This is a genomic window from Snodgrassella sp. W8132 (genome assembly GCF_016100865.1).
In the GTDB taxonomy this organism is placed as follows: Bacteria; Pseudomonadota; Gammaproteobacteria; order Burkholderiales; family Neisseriaceae; genus Snodgrassella; species Snodgrassella alvi.
This window is the reverse complement of the sequence record NZ_JACFRQ010000001.1, coordinates 210519-228396: the sequence shown is the minus strand read 5'-3', so window position 1 is coordinate 228396 and position 17878 is coordinate 210519. Positions and strand designations below refer to the sequence as shown.

The window sequence follows — 17878 nt, the reverse complement described above, 5'->3', positions numbered from 1 at the left end:
AGCCAGAATTATAATGATATTTTTCACAGAAAAATCAATAAAAAATACTTAGCTATCAGAATATACAAACTCTACATTTCGACACTGATACAGGCTGCACGCATTGCAGAAAAGTTGTTTTTATGCAGTTAATCCAAAGGACGAATACTGATATAGGCCTGATTATGTAACTGTTTCAGGAAATTCTGCAGTAGAATTTCGCGTTTTTCCTGTACCAGTACTGCACGCATCCCGTTACGCTGACGTTCTTGCGGGCTGTCATTGCTTCTGACAGCCACCAGACGGATTACGTGCCAGCCAAACTGAGTACGCACCGGCATGGATATCTGACCCGGCTGCAATGATTTCACCGCAGCTTCGAATGGCGGCACAGTCTCACCATCGATAATCCAGCCCAGATCTCCGCCATTTTGTGCACTGCCATCCTGAGAATACTGCCGTGCCAGCTGATCGAATGAGGCACCGGAACGTGCCTGCTGAGCAATCTGTTCAATCAGTTTTCGTGTGATATCGTTATCGTTTTTCAACAGAATATGTTGCACATGATAGGAATAGGCTGTAACCGGTGGCGGCAATGGTCGCCCTTCCTGCTGGGCACGTGCAATAGCATCATCTACCTCTGCATCACTGACCTGACTTTTGCCCATTACTTCACTTTGTTCAATTTTCTGTGCCAGCAGGTTTTCCGTTATGGTGCGGCGCAGCTGATCTTCATTCACACCTTCTTTAGCAATGCGCTGAATCAGCTCTTTAACTGTCATATGGCGTTGTGAAGCAAACAGTTCAATTGCTTCGTTTACATCGGCATTAGTCAGGCGGATATTGGAGCGCTTGGCAGCTTGCACCAGTAAATCCTTACGTATCAGCTGTGCAAGTGCCTGCTCGTGTAAATCTGCATTACTGATATTTTGTCCTTTTGGTAACTGTGAACGCATCTGGGCTGCTACTAAGTCCAGCTCGCGACGTGTTATTACATCATCATTGACAACTGCCACAATGTTATCAACTGGTTTGATATCCAATGCCATTGCCGAAGGCAATACTACAGCCAGCATAGTTGCTGCCAGCCAGGAATGTATCTTTTTCATTAATGTTTTACCTCATAAGTATTGCTGTAACCGGGAATTTGTGAAGTGAGCTGATTTAGGGAACCATTTCCCATACCTGTCAGGTCACGCAACTGCAATTGGAATAATACGGCGGTTTTGCGTTTTTTGTAATCATCTGTATAGCGGGAACCTACCAGTCCGGCACTCCAGCAATGACATGGACTCTGGTACTCTATCCCTACTGTCTGATTCAGAGATGTACTACTATTAAAATCATAATCCTGCCGTGCAACCAGAAAGTAATTACGGGTTAGCGGCCATTGAATACCGACATCTATTGTACGCATTTTGCCATAAACATCATCGTATAAATTTTCATAACGACCATATTTATAGCGAACACTGATAGTTTTACCTGCATTCGGTGTATAGCGGATGCCAAAGTTATAACTTTCAGATGTTTTTAAATCCTGATTGTAATGCCAGTTAGTTTCAGCTGTGATGTGCTCGCTCAGGGCAGCACGTCCAAAAGCCACCATATCAGAGCGTTTGCGTTCTTTATTTTTAGGCGTGTTGTCATTCAGTTTGACGTTATCATCACGGAAATAAAAGCGCTGACCAATACCGGCTGCGAAACGTTCAATACCGTTAGTACTATCATATATCCGAGATTGCAGCGCCGTTGTCATAAAATTAGCCGCATTGATTCTGTCCTGTCCTGAATAACGGTTTTCATGAAATAACTGATCATAAGTAAAACTGTTTTCGGCTGTATCAAACAAAGGCATATCATTCTGATTACGTCGCGGTATATAGGTATAAAACAGACGTGGTTCCAGTGTCTGAATATATCCCTTGTTTAATCGATTGTTTTTCCATAAACGCTCAAAGGTCACGCCTGAATCCACACTAAGTAAAGGTACGGCACGATCCATACTGCGGCTATCCTGATTATCCTGCCGGTTCATATCATAATGAGTGGCATGAAAACTCAGTTTTGGCCGGATATACCCCCAGTTATTGGAATAGTCAGCAGTAAATGTTGGCAATAACACCAGACGGGTACCATTGGGATATTTATGTATCCACCAGTCTTTATGACCAGTTTCCCTGCCCTCAAAATGGGTTGCTTCAGCATAGACATTGACTGCGTAATGATTACCAAAATAACGGTTCCACGTAGCAGATAAACGAGGTAAACGTGAGTAAGGCTGATCCTTATATCCACTGATTGAGGCCAGTGTCTGATATTTTTGCACCATTAAACTGCCATCAAATGTCCCGCCCCATAAATCTCGGTGGTAATTCAGCCATGCCTGCCGGTTCAGATTAGAACTGCCATTATCTCCGCTCCAGAAATCACGCCGGTAATCATCATCTGAGACCTGATGATAGTCAATACCGCCGGTTAATCCCTTTGCTAGTCTCTGGGAATGGGTAAAATCAATTTCAGCACGATTTTTGTGACTGCTTTTCTGATCATTCGGCACCCAGTCAGCACTAATCTGTCCCTGATAAGTCGGCTGCAGGTAACGGAAATCACCACCCAGCTGTAGACCACGGCTGCTAATAAAATGCGGCCGGATAGTTGCATCATAATTAGGAGCCAGATTCAGATAATAAGGAGTCATTATTTCAAAACCGTCAGATCCTCCTTTAAGTGTAGGCGTGAGAAACCCGCTTTTACGATTGCCGTTTAACGGAAAATCGATCCATGGTGTGTAAAACAGAGGAACACCGCCAAATACCAGCGTTGCATTACGGGCTACCCCGACATTTTTATCATAATCCAGATCAATACTGCCTGAACGGATATACCAGCTGTCATCGCCCGGATTACAGGTGTTGAATTTAGCACTTTGCAGACGATAGCGATTTTTACCACCCATCTGTATCTCGTCCCCGACACCTTGCAGACGCCGGTTATCATTTTCCATTTCAAAGCGGCCGGCATCACCGACACCCGTACTTTTAGCCATGTCGTAAGTAACATGTTCACCGGTAACACGTCCCTTACCATTATCTAAAGTAAAGTGATCACCAGCTTTAACAATCTGGCTTTCCTGATCATAATCAGCCCAGTCTGAATTCAAAGTGACATCATTACGCTCAATAATGACACTCCCTTTTGCATGTACCTGAACCTGTGACTGCCCGTTGACATCGTCAGCCACAACCCGGGTAACATCAGTACCCGGATTAGCTTCACCGCTGCTTTGTACAGGTTTAACAAAATTTTTCGGTCGCTGTGGCGCTGTACAAACATTTCCTTCGCCCATAGACAAAGGTGAGGCCGCAAGAACAAACCCGGGCAAAGTACAAAAAACCGTTGTTAAGGCCAGAGCTAATGGTTTTGGAGAGAATAAGTAGGACAAAGTATCACCTAAACGGCTTTGCCAGTTAAAATAGTGTTTATTTTAACCTGAAAAATGTCATGCAACGAGAATCTGAATTAAAAAAATGGTTTCATACCTGCTATCCGCAACAGGAATTTGTTCTTAGCTTTGCAGCTGCTGATGCTGATTTCCGACGCTATTTCCGCGCTACTTTTACTGACGACCGTACAGTAATCTGTATGGACGCCCCACCGGATAAAATGAGTATCCTGCCATATATTAAGGTACAAAAGCTTTTTCAGGCTCTTAATGTTCCCGAAATCTATCATCTGGATACACAGCAAGGATTTATGGCTCTGGAAGATTTTGGTAATACCCCTTATCTGGCTGCACTGCAACAGGATAAACGTACTGAAGTACACAAAGTATTGCTGCTGGAAGCCATTGATGAACTCATCAAACTGCAACTTTCAAGCCAGCCGGAGCAACTACCATTATATGATGAAGCCGTACTAAAAAGGGAAATGCAACTTTTTCCTGAATGGTATGTTCAGAAAGAACTTGGTTTATCATTAACTGAGAAACAGCAACAGTTATGGCAGCAGACAGTTAACAATATATTACCGGTAATATTGTCACAGCCACTGGTCTATGTACATCGTGATTTTATTGTTCGAAATATTATGCTGACCCGCGACCGCCCTGGTATTCTTGATTTTCAGGATGCATTGTATGGTCCGATTACTTATGATTTGGTATCACTATTACGTGATGCATTTATCGAATGGGACGAAGAATTTATACTTGATATTGTCATTCGTTACTGGGAAAAAGCAAGAGCTGCCGGATTACCGGTACGTACCGATTTTGATCAGTTTTACCGTGATTTTGAATGGATGGGTGTACAGCGCCATCTGAAAGTTGCCGGTATCTTTGCCCGCTTATATTACCGCGATGGTAAAGATAAATATCGCGGTGAAATTCATCGCTTCCTGAAATATTTACGCAAAACCAGCCGCCGTTATGGTGAATTGCGCCCGCTACTGCAATTAATTACTGAATTAATTGGCTCAGAAGAAGTTCAGACAGGTTATACCTTCTAATTAAATTAAAATTATTAAATATCTGCCAAGAAATAATAAAGCTGCCTTAATTCCTAAGCAGCTTTATTATTTAATCTGCAGAAATATTAAATAAAAATTTTAGTTTCTGCCAAAATCCCATTACTGCATAATTATTTAACCGGTTATTTAAGTGCCATTCCTGTTGTTTCATTTGTTCAAGTAAATTGTGTAAATGTGATGCTTCAGATTTCATTTCTTCGTACTTTAAATTTATATAATTAAGCTCTCTTTTTAAATTTGCTTGTTCATTATCATTTAATAGCTGCTTATTTTCTAATTCACGCTTATATGCGTCTTCAAGAGAAATAATCTTATCCGTATAAAATTTATGATTCACCGGATCTGAACGTATTTTGCCATATACGTTTTTCTCAAAAATCTTCTTTAGTGAGAAATAATAGTTTTCAACATCTGCAACTGTAAATTTTATTTCACCGCCAAACTCTGTCTCTAGTTTTAATTTTTTTGAAATACTCACTTCAATGATCGGTATATGATTCTTTTCAAAAGAGTGTATTTTTTTAGAATAACAAGCATTAGTATAAACAACCTCTATAGCCAGACATCCTTTCCATTTTTCCTGTAATTCACACTCAGAAGAAAAATAGCCAACAAGGTCGGGATAATATTTTTCCTCATCTTGATCAAAATGCTTAAATCGAAGACACGGCTCAACTAAAAATTTTGAAAAATTTAAAATATATTTATTTTTATCAATAGTAAATTTAATTACAGGCATTTCCAGTAATATCACTGTCGCTGCAGAATGGTAAATAGACTCTTTATTGTTTTCATCAATTTCGTCGGATTTATACCGAAAAAAGCCATGTTCAGTTGGAATTAACTCCAGACGATTAATTTCATCGTATTCCGTTGAGTAAAACGTTAATTCCAGATATTTTTTAAAATTTTGTTCTTTTAATCTCAGAACATCCCAGATATAAAAAATTTTTGGCTGCAAAGATTGATTTTCGCAGATAAAACATTGATTTTTATCTTTAGCATATGCCCAGATTTTTCTAGCCAATTGTTATTCTCCCCTGTATTAAGTTTAAACAAAATAATTCAGATTCACAAAATTGATTTCTTCCTTAAAACTACAAAGGCATATACCCATCAAATCGCGTTGTTTTACCAAAATACTGAAAAGCCGGTGTCTTTCCTGCTAAAACTGCCCCATTAGCTGGTCTTTTTACCACGACCCGTTTTCGGGCTAATTTCTGTGCTGCGAGTAATAAAGCCTGATCATTATTCATATCCGCATTACCCAGCAATTCATGAAAATAAGCCATTTCTTTTTTTACTGCTGCTGCTTTTTGCTTTTGCGGATACATCGGATCCAGATAGACCACATCAGGCAATGGTATCTGTTTTTGTTCCGCGTCTGGTAAAGTGATACTGCCATAATGCAGATGAATCTGCTGTGCTATATGCGCAGTCTGTTTATCAACCATCGCACGTTTCAGCCCGTCCGCAAATAAAACATATACATAAGGATTCTGTTCAAATACCACAACTTCCAGTCCCAATGATGCCATTACAAAAGCGTCCCGACCTAAACCTCCGGTAGCGTCCCAGACAAGCGGCCGGTTTTTGGCCTGAATAGCACGTGCCAGTAATTCTCCCCCACCAAAAAGCCGCCGGTGCCGTGCAGTACCTTCTACAAAATCAACCCGCACGACCCCTTTTTGCCCGGCTTTAGCTAAAGCAAGACTGTCATTTTCGTATATCAGATATAATCCCTGTTCGGGTGGTTGTTGCTGATAACAGAGTTTTTTACTGGCTAGCAATTTCTGTAAAGGAGTGATCAGATCAGTTTTATCTGCTATCTGACCGGTTAAAATCAGAGGCTTTACCATCAGACAATCCCTAACCGTTCCATCCGGTAACGCATAGAACGAAAACTGATACCCAGTAATTTGGCGGCCTGTGTTCGGTTATATCGGGTTTGCGCTAAAGCCTGTTCCAGGATTTTTCTCTCTATTTCATCCAGATAATCCTGTATCTGAGTTTTTCCGAACTGGTAATCCTCAATTTCCTCATTACTATCTGCGGATAGATTACTGCCGGCATTCTCTGCAGATTCAGTACGCGGATTATCCAGCTGATAGCTATGAATCTGTAAATCATCTACCTCAATAATATGATTTTTCGACAGTGCAATAGCACGTTCCAGAATATTCTCCAATTCACGGAAATTACCGGGATAACTGTATTGCAACAGTACTTTTTTTGCTTCCGGTGTTAATGTCATGGTTTCATCATGCAAAATTCGTTGCAGTAAAACCCGAATTAACTGCGGCAAATCATCACGTAATTCACGTAATGGCGGCATGGTAATAGATACAACATTTAAACGATAAAACAAGTCCTGACGAAACTGACCTGATTCAACCAGAGCATTTAAATCTTTATGGGTTGCACAGATAATACGGACATCAACCTGCTTTTCTTCCATTTCGCCAATCCGGCGTACAGCACGTTCCTGAATGGCCCGCAATAATTTAACCTGCATCGATAGTGGTAAATCAGCTACTTCATCCAGAAATAATGTTCCGCCGTCCGCATGCTGAAAAAAACCAGCCCTATCTGATTCTGCTCCGGTAAAACTGCCTTTTTTATAACCAAAAAACTCACTTTCCATCAATGCTTCAGGTATGGCACCACAATTTACAGCAACAAATGCCTTGTCTCTGCGTTCTGACTGTTCATGAATACTGCGCGCTGCCTGCTCTTTACCACTGCCTGATTCTCCGGCAATGTATACCGGCACGTTACTTTTAGCCAGCTTGCTGATCAACTGACGTACTTCTGTTATTAACGGAGAATTACCCAGTAAACGTTCACGTACCGGCTGTTCGTTAACCATTGCGGAAGTATCTTCATTTTTTTGTTTATTTTCAGACTGTTTAAATGCGGTTACCATTTTATTATCTATTTCGGTTTCGGCAGTATTATTGATTGTAATAACAGATTTAACCAGAGTACGCAGCTGCGCCAGAGTAATGGGTTTTTGTAAGTAATCGAAAGCACCATTTTTCAGTGCCTGTACAGCCTGCGCTGCATTTCCGTAAGCGGTAATAACTGCAATCGGAATATCCAGATTATGGGCAGTAATATAATCAACAATCTCCAGCCCTGAGCCATCCGGCATACGCATATCCGTTAGCACCAGAGAGAAAGCATGCGTACGTAAAGCCTTTTTTGCCTCAGCTACACCAGCGGCAGTTTTTACGGACAAACCCATTTTAATCAGGGTTAACTCCATTAAATCACGAATATCGGCTTCATCATCTATTATCAGTACCGGCTTTTCTAAGTCCATCTGATTATTATTATTCATCAACCATCCTTGGCAAGGTTAATTCAAATCCATTAACTTCAGGGCGATAAATTAACTGACCATGATTAGCCTGAGCCAGTTCGCGCGCCACATATAATCCAAGACCGGTGCCGCTGGATTCAGTCGTGAAAAACGGTTCAAACAAATACAACTGATTTTCTGCACTGACACCAGCACCATTATCAATTACGGTAATGGAAATTTCATTTTGCTCTTCTATACAAAAAATAACACGAATAGCATTTTTATTCTGCAAACTATGACGCCAGGCATTATTCATCAGATTCCATATAATCTGCTGCAAGTGTACCGAATCACACCAGACGATTAAATCCCCTTTATCGGCTTGTAGTTCAATACAATCCACAGCCTGCTGCCTGATCAGTATAAATTCCTGCATAAAGGCAGTCCAGAATACCCGCAAATCAATTGCCTGTTTATTTTTTTTATCCCGCTTATTCAGCATACTAATATCTTCAAGCATTTTATCAATACGACTGATATTGTTCTCTATAATATTAAACAGCCGCAGTCGTGTCGAATCATATTCTTCTTCCTGTAACAATTCATTGGCCTGTCTTATTGCAGACATCGGATTACGAATTTCATGAGCCAGATTAGCCGTTAACTGGCCTAATGAGGCCAGTTTAATGGCCATAGCCTCCTTATCAATTTCAGTACGCGAACGCATTGATAACATCAGTAAAGGCGTATTTGCTTCCTGTAACAAGCGTGCATGCACCCTCATCGGCCAATTATTCAGTGTACAGTTTATTTCGAAAATATTTTTCTGTTCAGTGTGCCAGTAATGCATAACCTGACGAAATAAAGCAGTTTGTTTATCAACCAGCAGCATCGGGAAATAATTCTGCGCCTTCCGGTTAATCAGCCACACCAGACCGCTTTCATCCAGTACAACTACCCCCTCCTGTACATAATTAAAAGCACGGTCGAGCAAATTCCGGTAACTGTTCAGCATTTTTGACTGCTGATATTGCAAACTTTGTGAACGCGCCAGTAAAGTAGCGGCATAGGCAGTCAGACCGGCCACAAGAAAGACAGCGGCAATCAGCATGATGGCAATAATGCATATCCGCATACTGTGATTAGCAAAACCATTACGGCTTAGCTGCGTCCAGGTAATGATGACAATCAGTAAAGTTACATAACCGGCATAAATCATCGGATACCGGCCACGGCTGAACAAACAGGCCGAACCGACAAATGGCAGAAGTAAAATACCAAAACCGCTATCCACTCCTCCACCCATATTCATCAGCCAGGCTATCATGGTAATGTCTACAGCAGAATTAACATTTGGTAGTGCATCCGGCTGATTCTGCCAGCGTGGCACCAGCATGGAAAAGACAATCAGAATACCGTAGAGCGCTGCCCAGCTATACAGTTCAATTTTATTGAATATGGGTACAGCCAGACCGGGCTCATCCATACTGCGGGTCAGCAAATAAAACGTCATAATTGAAAACAGCAGACTTATACGCGCAATATTGAGCAAAGCAGAAAGCCTGTCCAGATATTGCGGCCAGCCATTTATATACGTTTTCATACCGGCTTAGTTTCCGTTATCCAGATCACCATAGACGGCAACGATATCACCCGAAACGCTTAATTCCTTACCTTTATGTCCGCGTTTATTAAGAATATCCTGAACGCGTAAGGTTTCCTGATAGCGTCCGCCACGTTTTCCCTGAGTCTCCAGTTTAAATTCCGATTTATTTGTCAGAGTAAGATAAAGCAGTTTCTCATTAGCCGGTAAACTCATAATTTGCAGACCACGGCCTTTAGCCATCACTTTCAATTCATGTAATGGAAAGGCCAGCAGACGATTGGCACTGGAGATGGCAATAAGTTGAGTCTGCCCGTTTACAGACAGGCAGGCAGACGGTACAGGAAGCGGCGGCAGCAATGCCTCATCACTATTAACCGTCATAACAACTTTACCGTTTTTAGTACGGCTGACCATATCTTTAAATGCAACCACAAAACCATATCCGCCACTGTTACTCAGTACATAATGCTGTTGCGGCAAGGCACTGAGCATAGCTACAATTCTGGCACCTTTATCTAAATCAACCAATGAACCTGCAGGTACACCATCACCACGTCCGCCCGGAATACTGGCAGCATCCACACTATAGGCTCGCCCGTGCGAATCAAGTAAAACTACCGGCCAGACTGTACGTCCCTCTACTGCCTGAAGCAGACCGTCACCTTCCTTGAAAGTAGTCTGGCTTAAATCCAGATTGTGTCCTACACGCGTTTTCAGCCAGCCCTTCTGTGACAATATCAGCGTAACTGGTTCATCTGCAGTAGTTCGTGTAAGCGTAGCCCGCTCTGCCGGCTGTATCAGTGTACGCCGGTCATCTCCATAGATTTTGGTATCAGACTCAATTTCTTTGATAATCAGTCGTTTTTTAGCTTTATCATCTTCCAGAAGGGTTGTTAACTGATCATGTTCCTGCTGTAGTTTATTCAGTTCTGTTTCCAGTTTAATCCATTCCAGTCTGGCCAGCTGGCGTAAACGGATTTCCAGAATATCATCCGCCTGTATCTCACTTAAACCGAATGCAGACATCAATTCATTTTTGGGTTCATCTGATTCACGGATAACCCTGATGACTTCATCAATATGAAGAAATGCCGTTTGCCGCCCATGTAAAATATGAATACGTTTTTCCACCTGTGCCAGGCGGTATTGCAAACGCCGGGTTACAGTAAGTATCCGAAAATCCAGCCATTCACGCAAAATCTGATATAAATTCTTTTGTGCCGGTTTATTATCCCGCCCCATCATAACCAGATTGACCGGCACATTCCCTTCCAGACTGGTTTGTGCCAGCAAAGTATTCATAAATTCTTCAGGTTGAAGACGACTGGATTTCGGTTCAAACACCAGACGCACCGGTGCCTGACTATCTGATTCATCACGCACCCGCTCAAGCAGTGATAGCATTAATGTGCGCATATTCTGCTGTTCCTGAGTCAGATTTTTTTTACCAGCTTTCGGTTTGGGATTAGTCTGTTCTTCTATCTCAGCCAGAATTTTTTGCGCAGAAGTACCGGGAGGTAATTCTGTGACAATAGCCCGCCAGTGTCCGCGTGCCAGTTTTTCAATTTCATAACGTGCGCGTACACGTATACTGCCTTTACCCTGTGCATAAATTGCCTGAATATCCTCTGGTGCAGTAATAATCTGACCACCACCGGCAAAATCAGGACCGGGTAAATACTGCATTAAGGCTGCTGAATCCAGCTCAGGTTTTTTCAACAGAGCCACAACAGCTGCACTGACTTCGCGTAAATTATGTGAAGGAATTTCAGTTGCCAGACCTACTGCAATACCTGAGGCGCCATTAAGCAATATCATTGGCAGGCGTGCCGGTAATACAGAGGGTTCAGCAGAACTGGCATCATAATTGGGCACAAAATCCACGGTACCCATATCGATTTCCGATAACAGCAATTCAGCAATTGGTGCTAAGCGTGCTTCGGTATAGCGCATAGCTGCTGCGCTGTCACCATCACGTGAACCAAAATTGCCAATACCGTTAATCAGAGGGTAACGCAAGGTAAAATCCTGTGCCATCCGAACCATAGCATCATAAGCTGATGAATCACCATGCGGATGATATTTACCTAGTATCTCACCAACCACACGGGCAGATTTTACCGGTTTGGCACCATGAGCCAGCCCCATATCTTTCATAGCATACAAAATGCGTCTCTGAACCGGCTTCTGCCCGTCAGCCACATCCGGTAATGCCCGCCCTTTTACCACACTCATGGCATACGCAAGGTAAGCACGTTCTGCATACTGACCAAGTAACAGATGATCATCACTGCGGTCTGATTGTTGAATAGATTCACTCATACTTATTCTGACTTAATTAAATTCTTCTGTGGAACAGATTATCTAAGCTACCTATTGTAAAGGATTTTGCTTTTATACCCAAAACTACTGCTTTTGGTTTGATGAAATAACAAAACAGAAATTCATGTTATAAAAACCATTATCATTTCAGTAAAATATTGTTGGTTTTTATACAACACAAACTTTTCAGAAATTGCACTTTTTCTAAAGAATAAACTTTTTATCTAACTTTTTAAAAAAATTTTCTTATGCCGGCAATATATCGTATTTAAATTATATATATTGATTTTAAAAATAAAAAAGCTGTCCGGAGCTTAGTCCGGACAGCTTTAATAACTTTAATCAATTAATCAGCTTGTCGGCGAATGACTGCCGGAATTTCGAAGTCATCCAGCACAGACTGATTTGAGAAATCAGCAGCAGCCAGATTCATCCCGCGTGCACTGCGTCCTGAGCGTACCACACTTCCGATATCCGGATAGGCATCTTCAGTACCAGTGGCCTGTACGGTTTGCAAAACACGCAAACTGCTCGGCTGCTGGTGATGTAAAACTTTCTGTTCCTGCAATCCGGTTGCAATAATGGTTACGCGGATTTCGCCTTCTTCCATACTGTCATCTTCAGAAGTACCGTATTTCAGGGCGGCATCATCATGTGCATATTCATCAATCATGCACATAATTTCTTTGTATTCAGACATTTTCAGGCAGCCTGGTGCGGTAGTAATATTAACCAGCACACCCTGTGCGCCATCCAGAGTCACGTCGTCCAGAAGCGGGCTAGCAATAGCCTGTTCTGTAGCAATACGGGCACGGTCAACACCATGTGCACTGCCTGACCCCATCATGGCCATACCCATAATACTCATGACATTTTTCACATCGGCAAAATCCAGATTAATGATACCCGGATTAGTAATGACTTCAGCAATTCCGGCTACTGCATTACGCAATACATTGTCTGCCGCACGAAAAGCCTCACGCATACTTACATCTTCACCCAGTGCTGACATTAATTTGTCATTTGGAATCACAATGAGTGAATCAACGGTATTTTTAAGAATCTCAATCCCGTTATTAGCAACGTGAATACGTTTACCTTCATATTCAAACGGACGGGTAACAACAGCAACAGTCAGAATACCCATCTCTTTTGCTAGTTCTGCAACTACCGGAGCCGCACCTGTACCTGTACCCCCCCCCATACCAGTGGTGATAAACAACATATTCGCTCCGCGAATAGCATCAGATAATGCTTCGCGGTCTTCCATTGCGGCGTTACGGCCAATTTCCGGATCGGCTCCTGCGCCGAGACCACGGGTGAGATTATTGCCCAGCTGAATGCGTTTAGATGCTTTACTGTTTTGTAAAGACTGTGCATCAGTATTGGCACTGATAAACTCAATACCGGCTACCGCATTTTCCACCATATTGTTAATAGCATTACAGCCACCACCGCCGATACCAATGACTTTGATAACTGCAGCACCGACTACCGTCTCCACAACATCATATACCAATTGCATTTATGTCTCCTGACAAAACCTATGCATAAACGTCATCTGCCCTTGTATAGCTATCATTATATAGACAGTTATATACAATGCGCAAAAGTTCTGTCATTTAATGTTTGAGTTTAGTTAAAAATTGTTCTTAAACCAAGTCTGTAATTTTTTAAGCCATGAATCTTTCGGTTCAGAAGCTGCTGCCACAGGCATGTCTGTTTTGTTTTCTTCTTCACAGGCAGACTGTAACAGACCAATAGCAGTAGCATAACGCGGATTGCGAATCCGTTCTGAGACACCACCCATTTCCTGCGGCACACCAATTCGGGCTGGCAGATTAAATACATCCTCTGCCAGCTCGACCATTCCGGGTAATAATGATGCTCCGCCGGTAAGAACTATGCCTGAAGTCAGCACATCCTCAGGAAAACCGGAACGGCGCAATTCATTCAGTGTCAGTTCCAGAATCTCTTCCACGCGCGGACCAATTACACTTGCCAGTGTCCGACGCGAAATCTGGCGCGGATTACGGTCGCCCACACTGGGCACTTCAATCATATCATCAAGACCGTCCATGGTTGCCAGTGCCACTCCATGATTGATTTTGATGTATTCAGCTGCACTGTGGGGTGTACGCAACGCTTGTGCCAGATCTTTGGTAATCAAATCCCCTGCCACCGGAATAACGGCTGTATGCCTGATAGCTCCGTTAGTATATACAGCAATATCTGTCGTGCCTCCACCGATATCAATAACACAGACACCCAGATCTTTTTCATCTTCAGTCAGTACTGCCTGACCACTGGCCAGTGGCTGTAATATCATTTTATTGATTTGCAAACCACAGCGATTGACACACTTCTGGATATTCTGCATCGCTGTTACAGCACCGGTAATAATATGTATGCGCGTGTCCAGACGAACCCCGCTCATGCCAATGGGTTCACGCACACCCGGCTGATTATCAATAATAAATTCCTGCACTACTGTATGTAAAATATCGTGATCCGGCGGAATATTGACAGCTTTTGCTGTTTCAATTGCACGATCAATATCAGCCTGACTCACCTCTCCGTCCTTGATTTTAACAACACCCTGTGAATTGAAACTGCGAATATGATTACCTGCAATACCGGTTGTTACACAGTCTACCTGTACATCAGCCATCATCTGCGCTTCTTCCATGGCCTGTTTGATTGCTTGTGCAGTGGTTTCAATGTTGGTCACCATACCTGCTTTCAAACCACGCGACGGGGCCTGTCCTAAACCAACAATGTGGATTTCATTATCTTCCTGAACCTCACCAATAAGAGCGATTACTTTTGAAGTGCCGATATCCAGTGCACTGATGTATTTTTTACCTTTAACCATGGTCATCACTTTAAAATCAAATAATCAATCGGTCTGTCCGGATCAATCCAGATTTGCTTCATACTGATCCGCCACTTCAGATGCATTTACTGTTCTGGTACTTGCAGCTGAATTAGCCTTATTTTTGTACCGTAACGCAAAACCATCCGGATAACGCAAATCTATATAATCGATATTACTGGCCTGTTTCTGTAAAACCTGTGGCCATGCCCAGACAAAATGAGCCAAACGCTGTTCTACCTTTTCCCGCCCCAGTTTCAGGGTAATTCCGTTGCTTAAGGTCAGCTGCCAGGCAGAACGATTACTTAACTGTAACTGCTGAATATGCAGACCTGTTGATTGCAACAAATTTTCGAATGTTAACAAATGTACGGTCATGTAGCGAGCAGAACCGCTGCTTCCAACAAATACCGGCAGCTGCTCATAAACTACTGCATTAAATATCTGTCCGTCAGTATCCACCAGCTGCTGGTCATTCCAGCGTGCAACAGGGTCCCGTTCCCTGATGTCTAACTGTACCGTATCCGGCCAGATTCGTTTTACCTGTACTTTATATACCCAGGGTAGTTTAGCCAATGCAGATTGTGCTGCACTTACATCCACAGTAAAAATATTACCCTGCAAATACTGTCTGCTGATTTGTTCAATTTCGGCCGACTGCAAATGCTTCAACGGATGTATTACCTGAATTTGCTGGACCGGAAAATATGGTGAATGCACCAGCCAGGATCCGCCTGCTGCCAGCAGGCAGAACAATACACATACATATAACCACCGGTAAAGCCGTTTTAAGGCCTGTGCATTATCCCAAAGTCGCATGACTTAAAATTTCAACACACAAATCTTCAAAACTCAAGCCAATTTCACGTGCAGCTTTAGGCACCAGACTGTGTCCGGTCATACCCGGTACAGTATTAACTTCCAGAATATAGATTGTACCGTCCGCATCACGCAGAAAATCTACTCGCCCCCAGCCTCGACCGCCCAATGCTTTAAAAGCACGGGCTGTCAAATCACGCATATACTGCTCATCCGCCGGTGTCAGATCAGCCGGACACAGATACTCGGTATCATCGCGGTGGTATTTAGCTTCATAATCATAAAATTCTGTTGCCGGAACGATGCGAATACTGGGCAATACCTGTTCACCAAGAATACCACATGTATATTCACCACCTTCGATTGCCCGTTCAGCCAGAATTTCACCATGGTACTGTTTCAGTTGCTGATAAACTTGTGCCAGCTCACCAGTCTGCCTGATTTTCACCACACCCACACTACTGCCTTCTGCTGCCGGCTTAACAAATAAAGGTAAACCCAATTCTTCTTCTACCGCAGCAAAATCACTATCGTCATGCAACACAATAAATGGTACGCAAGGCAAACCAACTCCCTGCCAGACCAGACGACTACGGAATTTATCCATACCCAGCGCACTGGCCGCAACTCCGCAACCGGTGTAAGGAATACCAAATGCTTCCAATGCCCCCTGTACAACTCCGTCTTCTCCATAAGAGCCATGCAGAATATTAAAAGCCCGGTCAAAGCCGGCACTGACTAGTTCAGACAATGGCCGCTCAGACGGATCAAATGCATGTGCATCTATACCTCGGCTTTTCAATGCAGTAAGAATTGATGCACCACTAGCCAGTGAAACTTTACGCTCACTGGAGAAACCGCCCATCAGTACGGCAACTTTACCAAAATCACTCATTGTTTGTCATTAATCCTGTTTTTCTTTTAATAAGAACAGTATGTGAAATAATTAAACTGTAGTCATTATACTGCAGCAGACATTCCGGTAAGCATAGCAGGTACTTTGTTAATACTGCCGGCACCCATATTGAGCAAAACATCACCATCTTGCAAGACATTTAATAACGTGGGCGCCATTTCGTCTACGTTTGCCACATAAATCGGCTCAACTTTGCCTAGCACCCTGATCGCACGCATTAATGCCTTACTGTCAGCCGCCACAATCGGGTCTTCACCTGCTGAATACACTTCTGTTAAAACCACGCCATCAGCTTTACTCAAAACCTGAACAAAATCTTCAAATAAGTCCCGTGTCCGTGTATAGCGATGTGGCTGGAATGCTACGACCAGACGATGCTGAGGATAGGCACCTCGTGCAGCAGCTATGGTTGCAGACATTTCAACAGGATGATGACCATAGTCATCAATCAGTAACGCTTCGCCACCATTCGGTAATGCAATCTCACCGTACTGCTGAAAACGGCGACCCACACCTGCAAAACTTTCCAGCCCAAGCTGAATTGCCGATACTGAGACACCAATCTCCAGTGCAATCCCGATGACAGCCAGTGCATTCAGAACATTATGTCGCCCCGGCATATTGACCGTCACACTAAAAGGTTTTATGCCTTTTTTACGCGTATGAACATCAAAATGCATTTGTGCACCATCGGCAACAATATTAGTTGCATATAAATCAGCACTTTCATCCAAACCATAGGTAACAAAAGGTTTCTGAATCAACGGTAAAATCTGGCGCACATGCTCACTGTCAATACATAGAAAGGCTTTGCCGTAAAACGGCATGCGATGCACAAAATCCACAAACGCCTGATGTAGTTTTTCTACATCATGATCATATGTATCCATATGATCGGTATCAATATTGGTAACGACCGTAAATAATGGTGTTAGATACAGAAACGAAGCATCTGATTCATCTGCTTCAGCAACAATATATTCACCTTTACCCAGCTTGGCATTGGTTCCGGCCGCAGTTAACCGACCACCAATAACAAAAGTCGGATCTAACTCTGCTGCTGCCAGTACTGAAGCAGCTAAACTGGTAGTTGTGGTTTTACCATGTGTACCGGCAATGGCAATACCGCGACCAAAACGCATGATTTCAGCCAGCATCATGGCTCGCGGAATTACCGGAATTTTTTGTGCCTGCGCTGCTACCACTTCCGGATTATCTTTTTTAACAGCTGTTGATGTCACTACTACATCTGCACCAGTAATATTTTCAGCACTGTGTTCAGAACAGATACGCACCCCGATTGCCTGTAAATGCCGGGTTGCGGCATTATCAGCCAGATCAGAACCACTTATCTGATAACCTTCATTATGTAAAACTTCTGCAATACCGCACATACCGGTTCCGCCAATCCCTACAAAATGAATATGGCGGATACGGTCTTTCATGTTTTCTTTCATACTTTATAACTTTTCCGGCCAGTCTGAATTGCGATTGACAGCTCGAGTCTGCAACAATTCATCCGGC

General features: G+C 42.9%; 13 protein-coding genes. 1 reads left to right on the top strand and 12 read right to left on the bottom strand.

Going from position 1 to position 17878, the window contains the following annotated elements:
- Window positions 1-128 precede the first annotated feature (128 nt).
- Together H3U82_RS01050 and H3U82_RS01045 are read right to left on the bottom strand one after the other, a co-directional pair.
- Window positions 129-1088, bottom strand: a complete 960-nt coding sequence (locus tag H3U82_RS01050; protein WP_198208769.1) for a peptidylprolyl isomerase — start codon at window positions 1086-1088, stop codon at window positions 129-131.
- On the bottom strand, window positions 1088-3424 hold the full coding sequence (locus tag H3U82_RS01045; protein ID WP_198208768.1) for an LPS-assembly protein LptD: 2337 nt from the start codon (window positions 3422-3424) through the stop codon (window positions 1088-1090). The genes H3U82_RS01050 and H3U82_RS01045 overlap by 1 nt, the downstream gene beginning before the upstream one ends.
- Window positions 3425-3483: 59 nt before the next feature.
- Between H3U82_RS01045 and amgK the strand changes: the two genes are divergently transcribed.
- Window positions 3484-4488 carry an N-acetylmuramate/N-acetylglucosamine kinase AmgK gene (gene amgK, locus H3U82_RS01040; RefSeq protein WP_084565505.1) on the top strand — a complete coding sequence of 335 codons (1005 nt, stop codon included), beginning with the start codon at window positions 3484-3486 and terminating at the stop codon, window positions 4486-4488.
- Window positions 4489-4558: 70 nt separating this feature from the next.
- On the opposite strand, the gene H3U82_RS01035 is transcribed toward amgK, so the two are convergent.
- From H3U82_RS01035 to murC, 10 genes are all read right to left on the bottom strand, one after another.
- A complete protein-coding gene (locus H3U82_RS01035) occupies window positions 4559-5536 on the bottom strand; it encodes a hypothetical protein (protein WP_025331227.1) in 978 nt (325 codons plus the stop codon).
- Window positions 5537-5606: 70 nt separating this feature from the next.
- Window positions 5607-6368, bottom strand: coding sequence for a class I SAM-dependent methyltransferase (locus tag H3U82_RS01030; RefSeq protein WP_084585935.1), 762 nt, complete (start codon window positions 6366-6368; stop codon window positions 5607-5609).
- Window positions 6368-7852, bottom strand: coding sequence for a sigma-54 dependent transcriptional regulator (locus H3U82_RS01025; RefSeq protein WP_198208767.1), 1485 nt, complete (start codon window positions 7850-7852; stop codon window positions 6368-6370). Before H3U82_RS01025 ends, H3U82_RS01030 begins: the two co-directional genes overlap by 1 nt.
- Window positions 7845-9419, bottom strand: a complete 1575-nt coding sequence (locus H3U82_RS01020) for an ATP-binding protein (RefSeq protein WP_143556003.1) — start codon at window positions 9417-9419, stop codon at window positions 7845-7847. The genes H3U82_RS01025 and H3U82_RS01020 overlap by 8 nt, the downstream gene beginning before the upstream one ends.
- Window positions 9420-9425: 6 nt before the next feature.
- On the bottom strand, window positions 9426-11744 hold the full coding sequence (gene parC, locus H3U82_RS01015) for a DNA topoisomerase IV subunit A (RefSeq protein ID WP_198208766.1): 2319 nt from the start codon (window positions 11742-11744) through the stop codon (window positions 9426-9428).
- A gap of 346 nt (window positions 11745-12090) precedes the next feature.
- Window positions 12091-13269, bottom strand: a complete 1179-nt coding sequence (gene ftsZ / locus H3U82_RS01010) for a cell division protein FtsZ (protein WP_084552070.1) — start codon at window positions 13267-13269, stop codon at window positions 12091-12093.
- Window positions 13270-13383: 114 nt separating this feature from the next.
- Window positions 13384-14619, bottom strand: coding sequence for a cell division protein FtsA (gene ftsA, locus H3U82_RS01005; protein WP_025331233.1), 1236 nt, complete (start codon window positions 14617-14619; stop codon window positions 13384-13386).
- Between the two features lie 42 nt (window positions 14620-14661).
- Entirely contained in the window at window positions 14662-15438 is a 777-nt protein-coding gene (locus tag H3U82_RS01000) for a cell division protein FtsQ/DivIB (RefSeq protein ID WP_198208765.1), read from the bottom strand.
- Complete coding sequence (locus tag H3U82_RS00995) at window positions 15422-16333, bottom strand: D-alanine--D-alanine ligase (RefSeq protein WP_025331235.1); 912 nt, start codon at window positions 16331-16333, stop codon at window positions 15422-15424. Before H3U82_RS00995 ends, H3U82_RS01000 begins: the two co-directional genes overlap by 17 nt.
- Before the next feature lie 65 nt (window positions 16334-16398).
- A complete protein-coding gene (gene murC / locus H3U82_RS00990) occupies window positions 16399-17811 on the bottom strand; it encodes a UDP-N-acetylmuramate--L-alanine ligase (protein ID WP_232336087.1) in 1413 nt (470 codons plus the stop codon).
- Between the last annotated feature and the right edge of the window lie 67 nt (window positions 17812-17878).

What these genes read in the sequence shown, in the direction of transcription:
- H3U82_RS01050 (WP_198208769.1), bottom strand. Translation starts at nt 1,088, where the DNA reads ATGAAAAAGATACATTCCTGGCTGGCAGCAACTATGCTGGCTGTAGTA.
- amgK (WP_084565505.1), top strand. Translation starts at nt 3,484, where the DNA reads ATGCAACGAGAATCTGAATTAAAAAAATGGTTTCATACCTGCTATCCG.
- H3U82_RS01030 (WP_084585935.1), bottom strand. Translation starts at nt 6,368, where the DNA reads ATGGTAAAGCCTCTGATTTTAACCGGTCAGATAGCAGATAAAACTGAT.
- H3U82_RS01025 (WP_198208767.1), bottom strand. Translation starts at nt 7,852, where the DNA reads ATGAATAATAATAATCAGATGGACTTAGAAAAGCCGGTACTGATAATA.
- H3U82_RS01020 (WP_143556003.1), bottom strand. Translation starts at nt 9,419, where the DNA reads ATGAAAACGTATATAAATGGCTGGCCGCAATATCTGGACAGGCTTTCT.
- parC (WP_198208766.1), bottom strand. Translation starts at nt 11,744, where the DNA reads ATGAGTGAATCTATTCAACAATCAGACCGCAGTGATGATCATCTGTTA.
- ftsZ (WP_084552070.1), bottom strand. Translation starts at nt 13,269, where the DNA reads ATGCAATTGGTATATGATGTTGTGGAGACGGTAGTCGGTGCTGCAGTT.
- ftsA (WP_025331233.1), bottom strand. Translation starts at nt 14,619, where the DNA reads ATGGTTAAAGGTAAAAAATACATCAGTGCACTGGATATCGGCACTTCA.
- H3U82_RS01000 (WP_198208765.1), bottom strand. Translation starts at nt 15,438, where the DNA reads ATGCGACTTTGGGATAATGCACAGGCCTTAAAACGGCTTTACCGGTGG.
- H3U82_RS00995 (WP_025331235.1), bottom strand. Translation starts at nt 16,333, where the DNA reads ATGAGTGATTTTGGTAAAGTTGCCGTACTGATGGGCGGTTTCTCCAGT.
- murC (WP_232336087.1), bottom strand. Translation starts at nt 17,811, where the DNA reads ATGAAAGAAAACATGAAAGACCGTATCCGCCATATTCATTTTGTAGGG.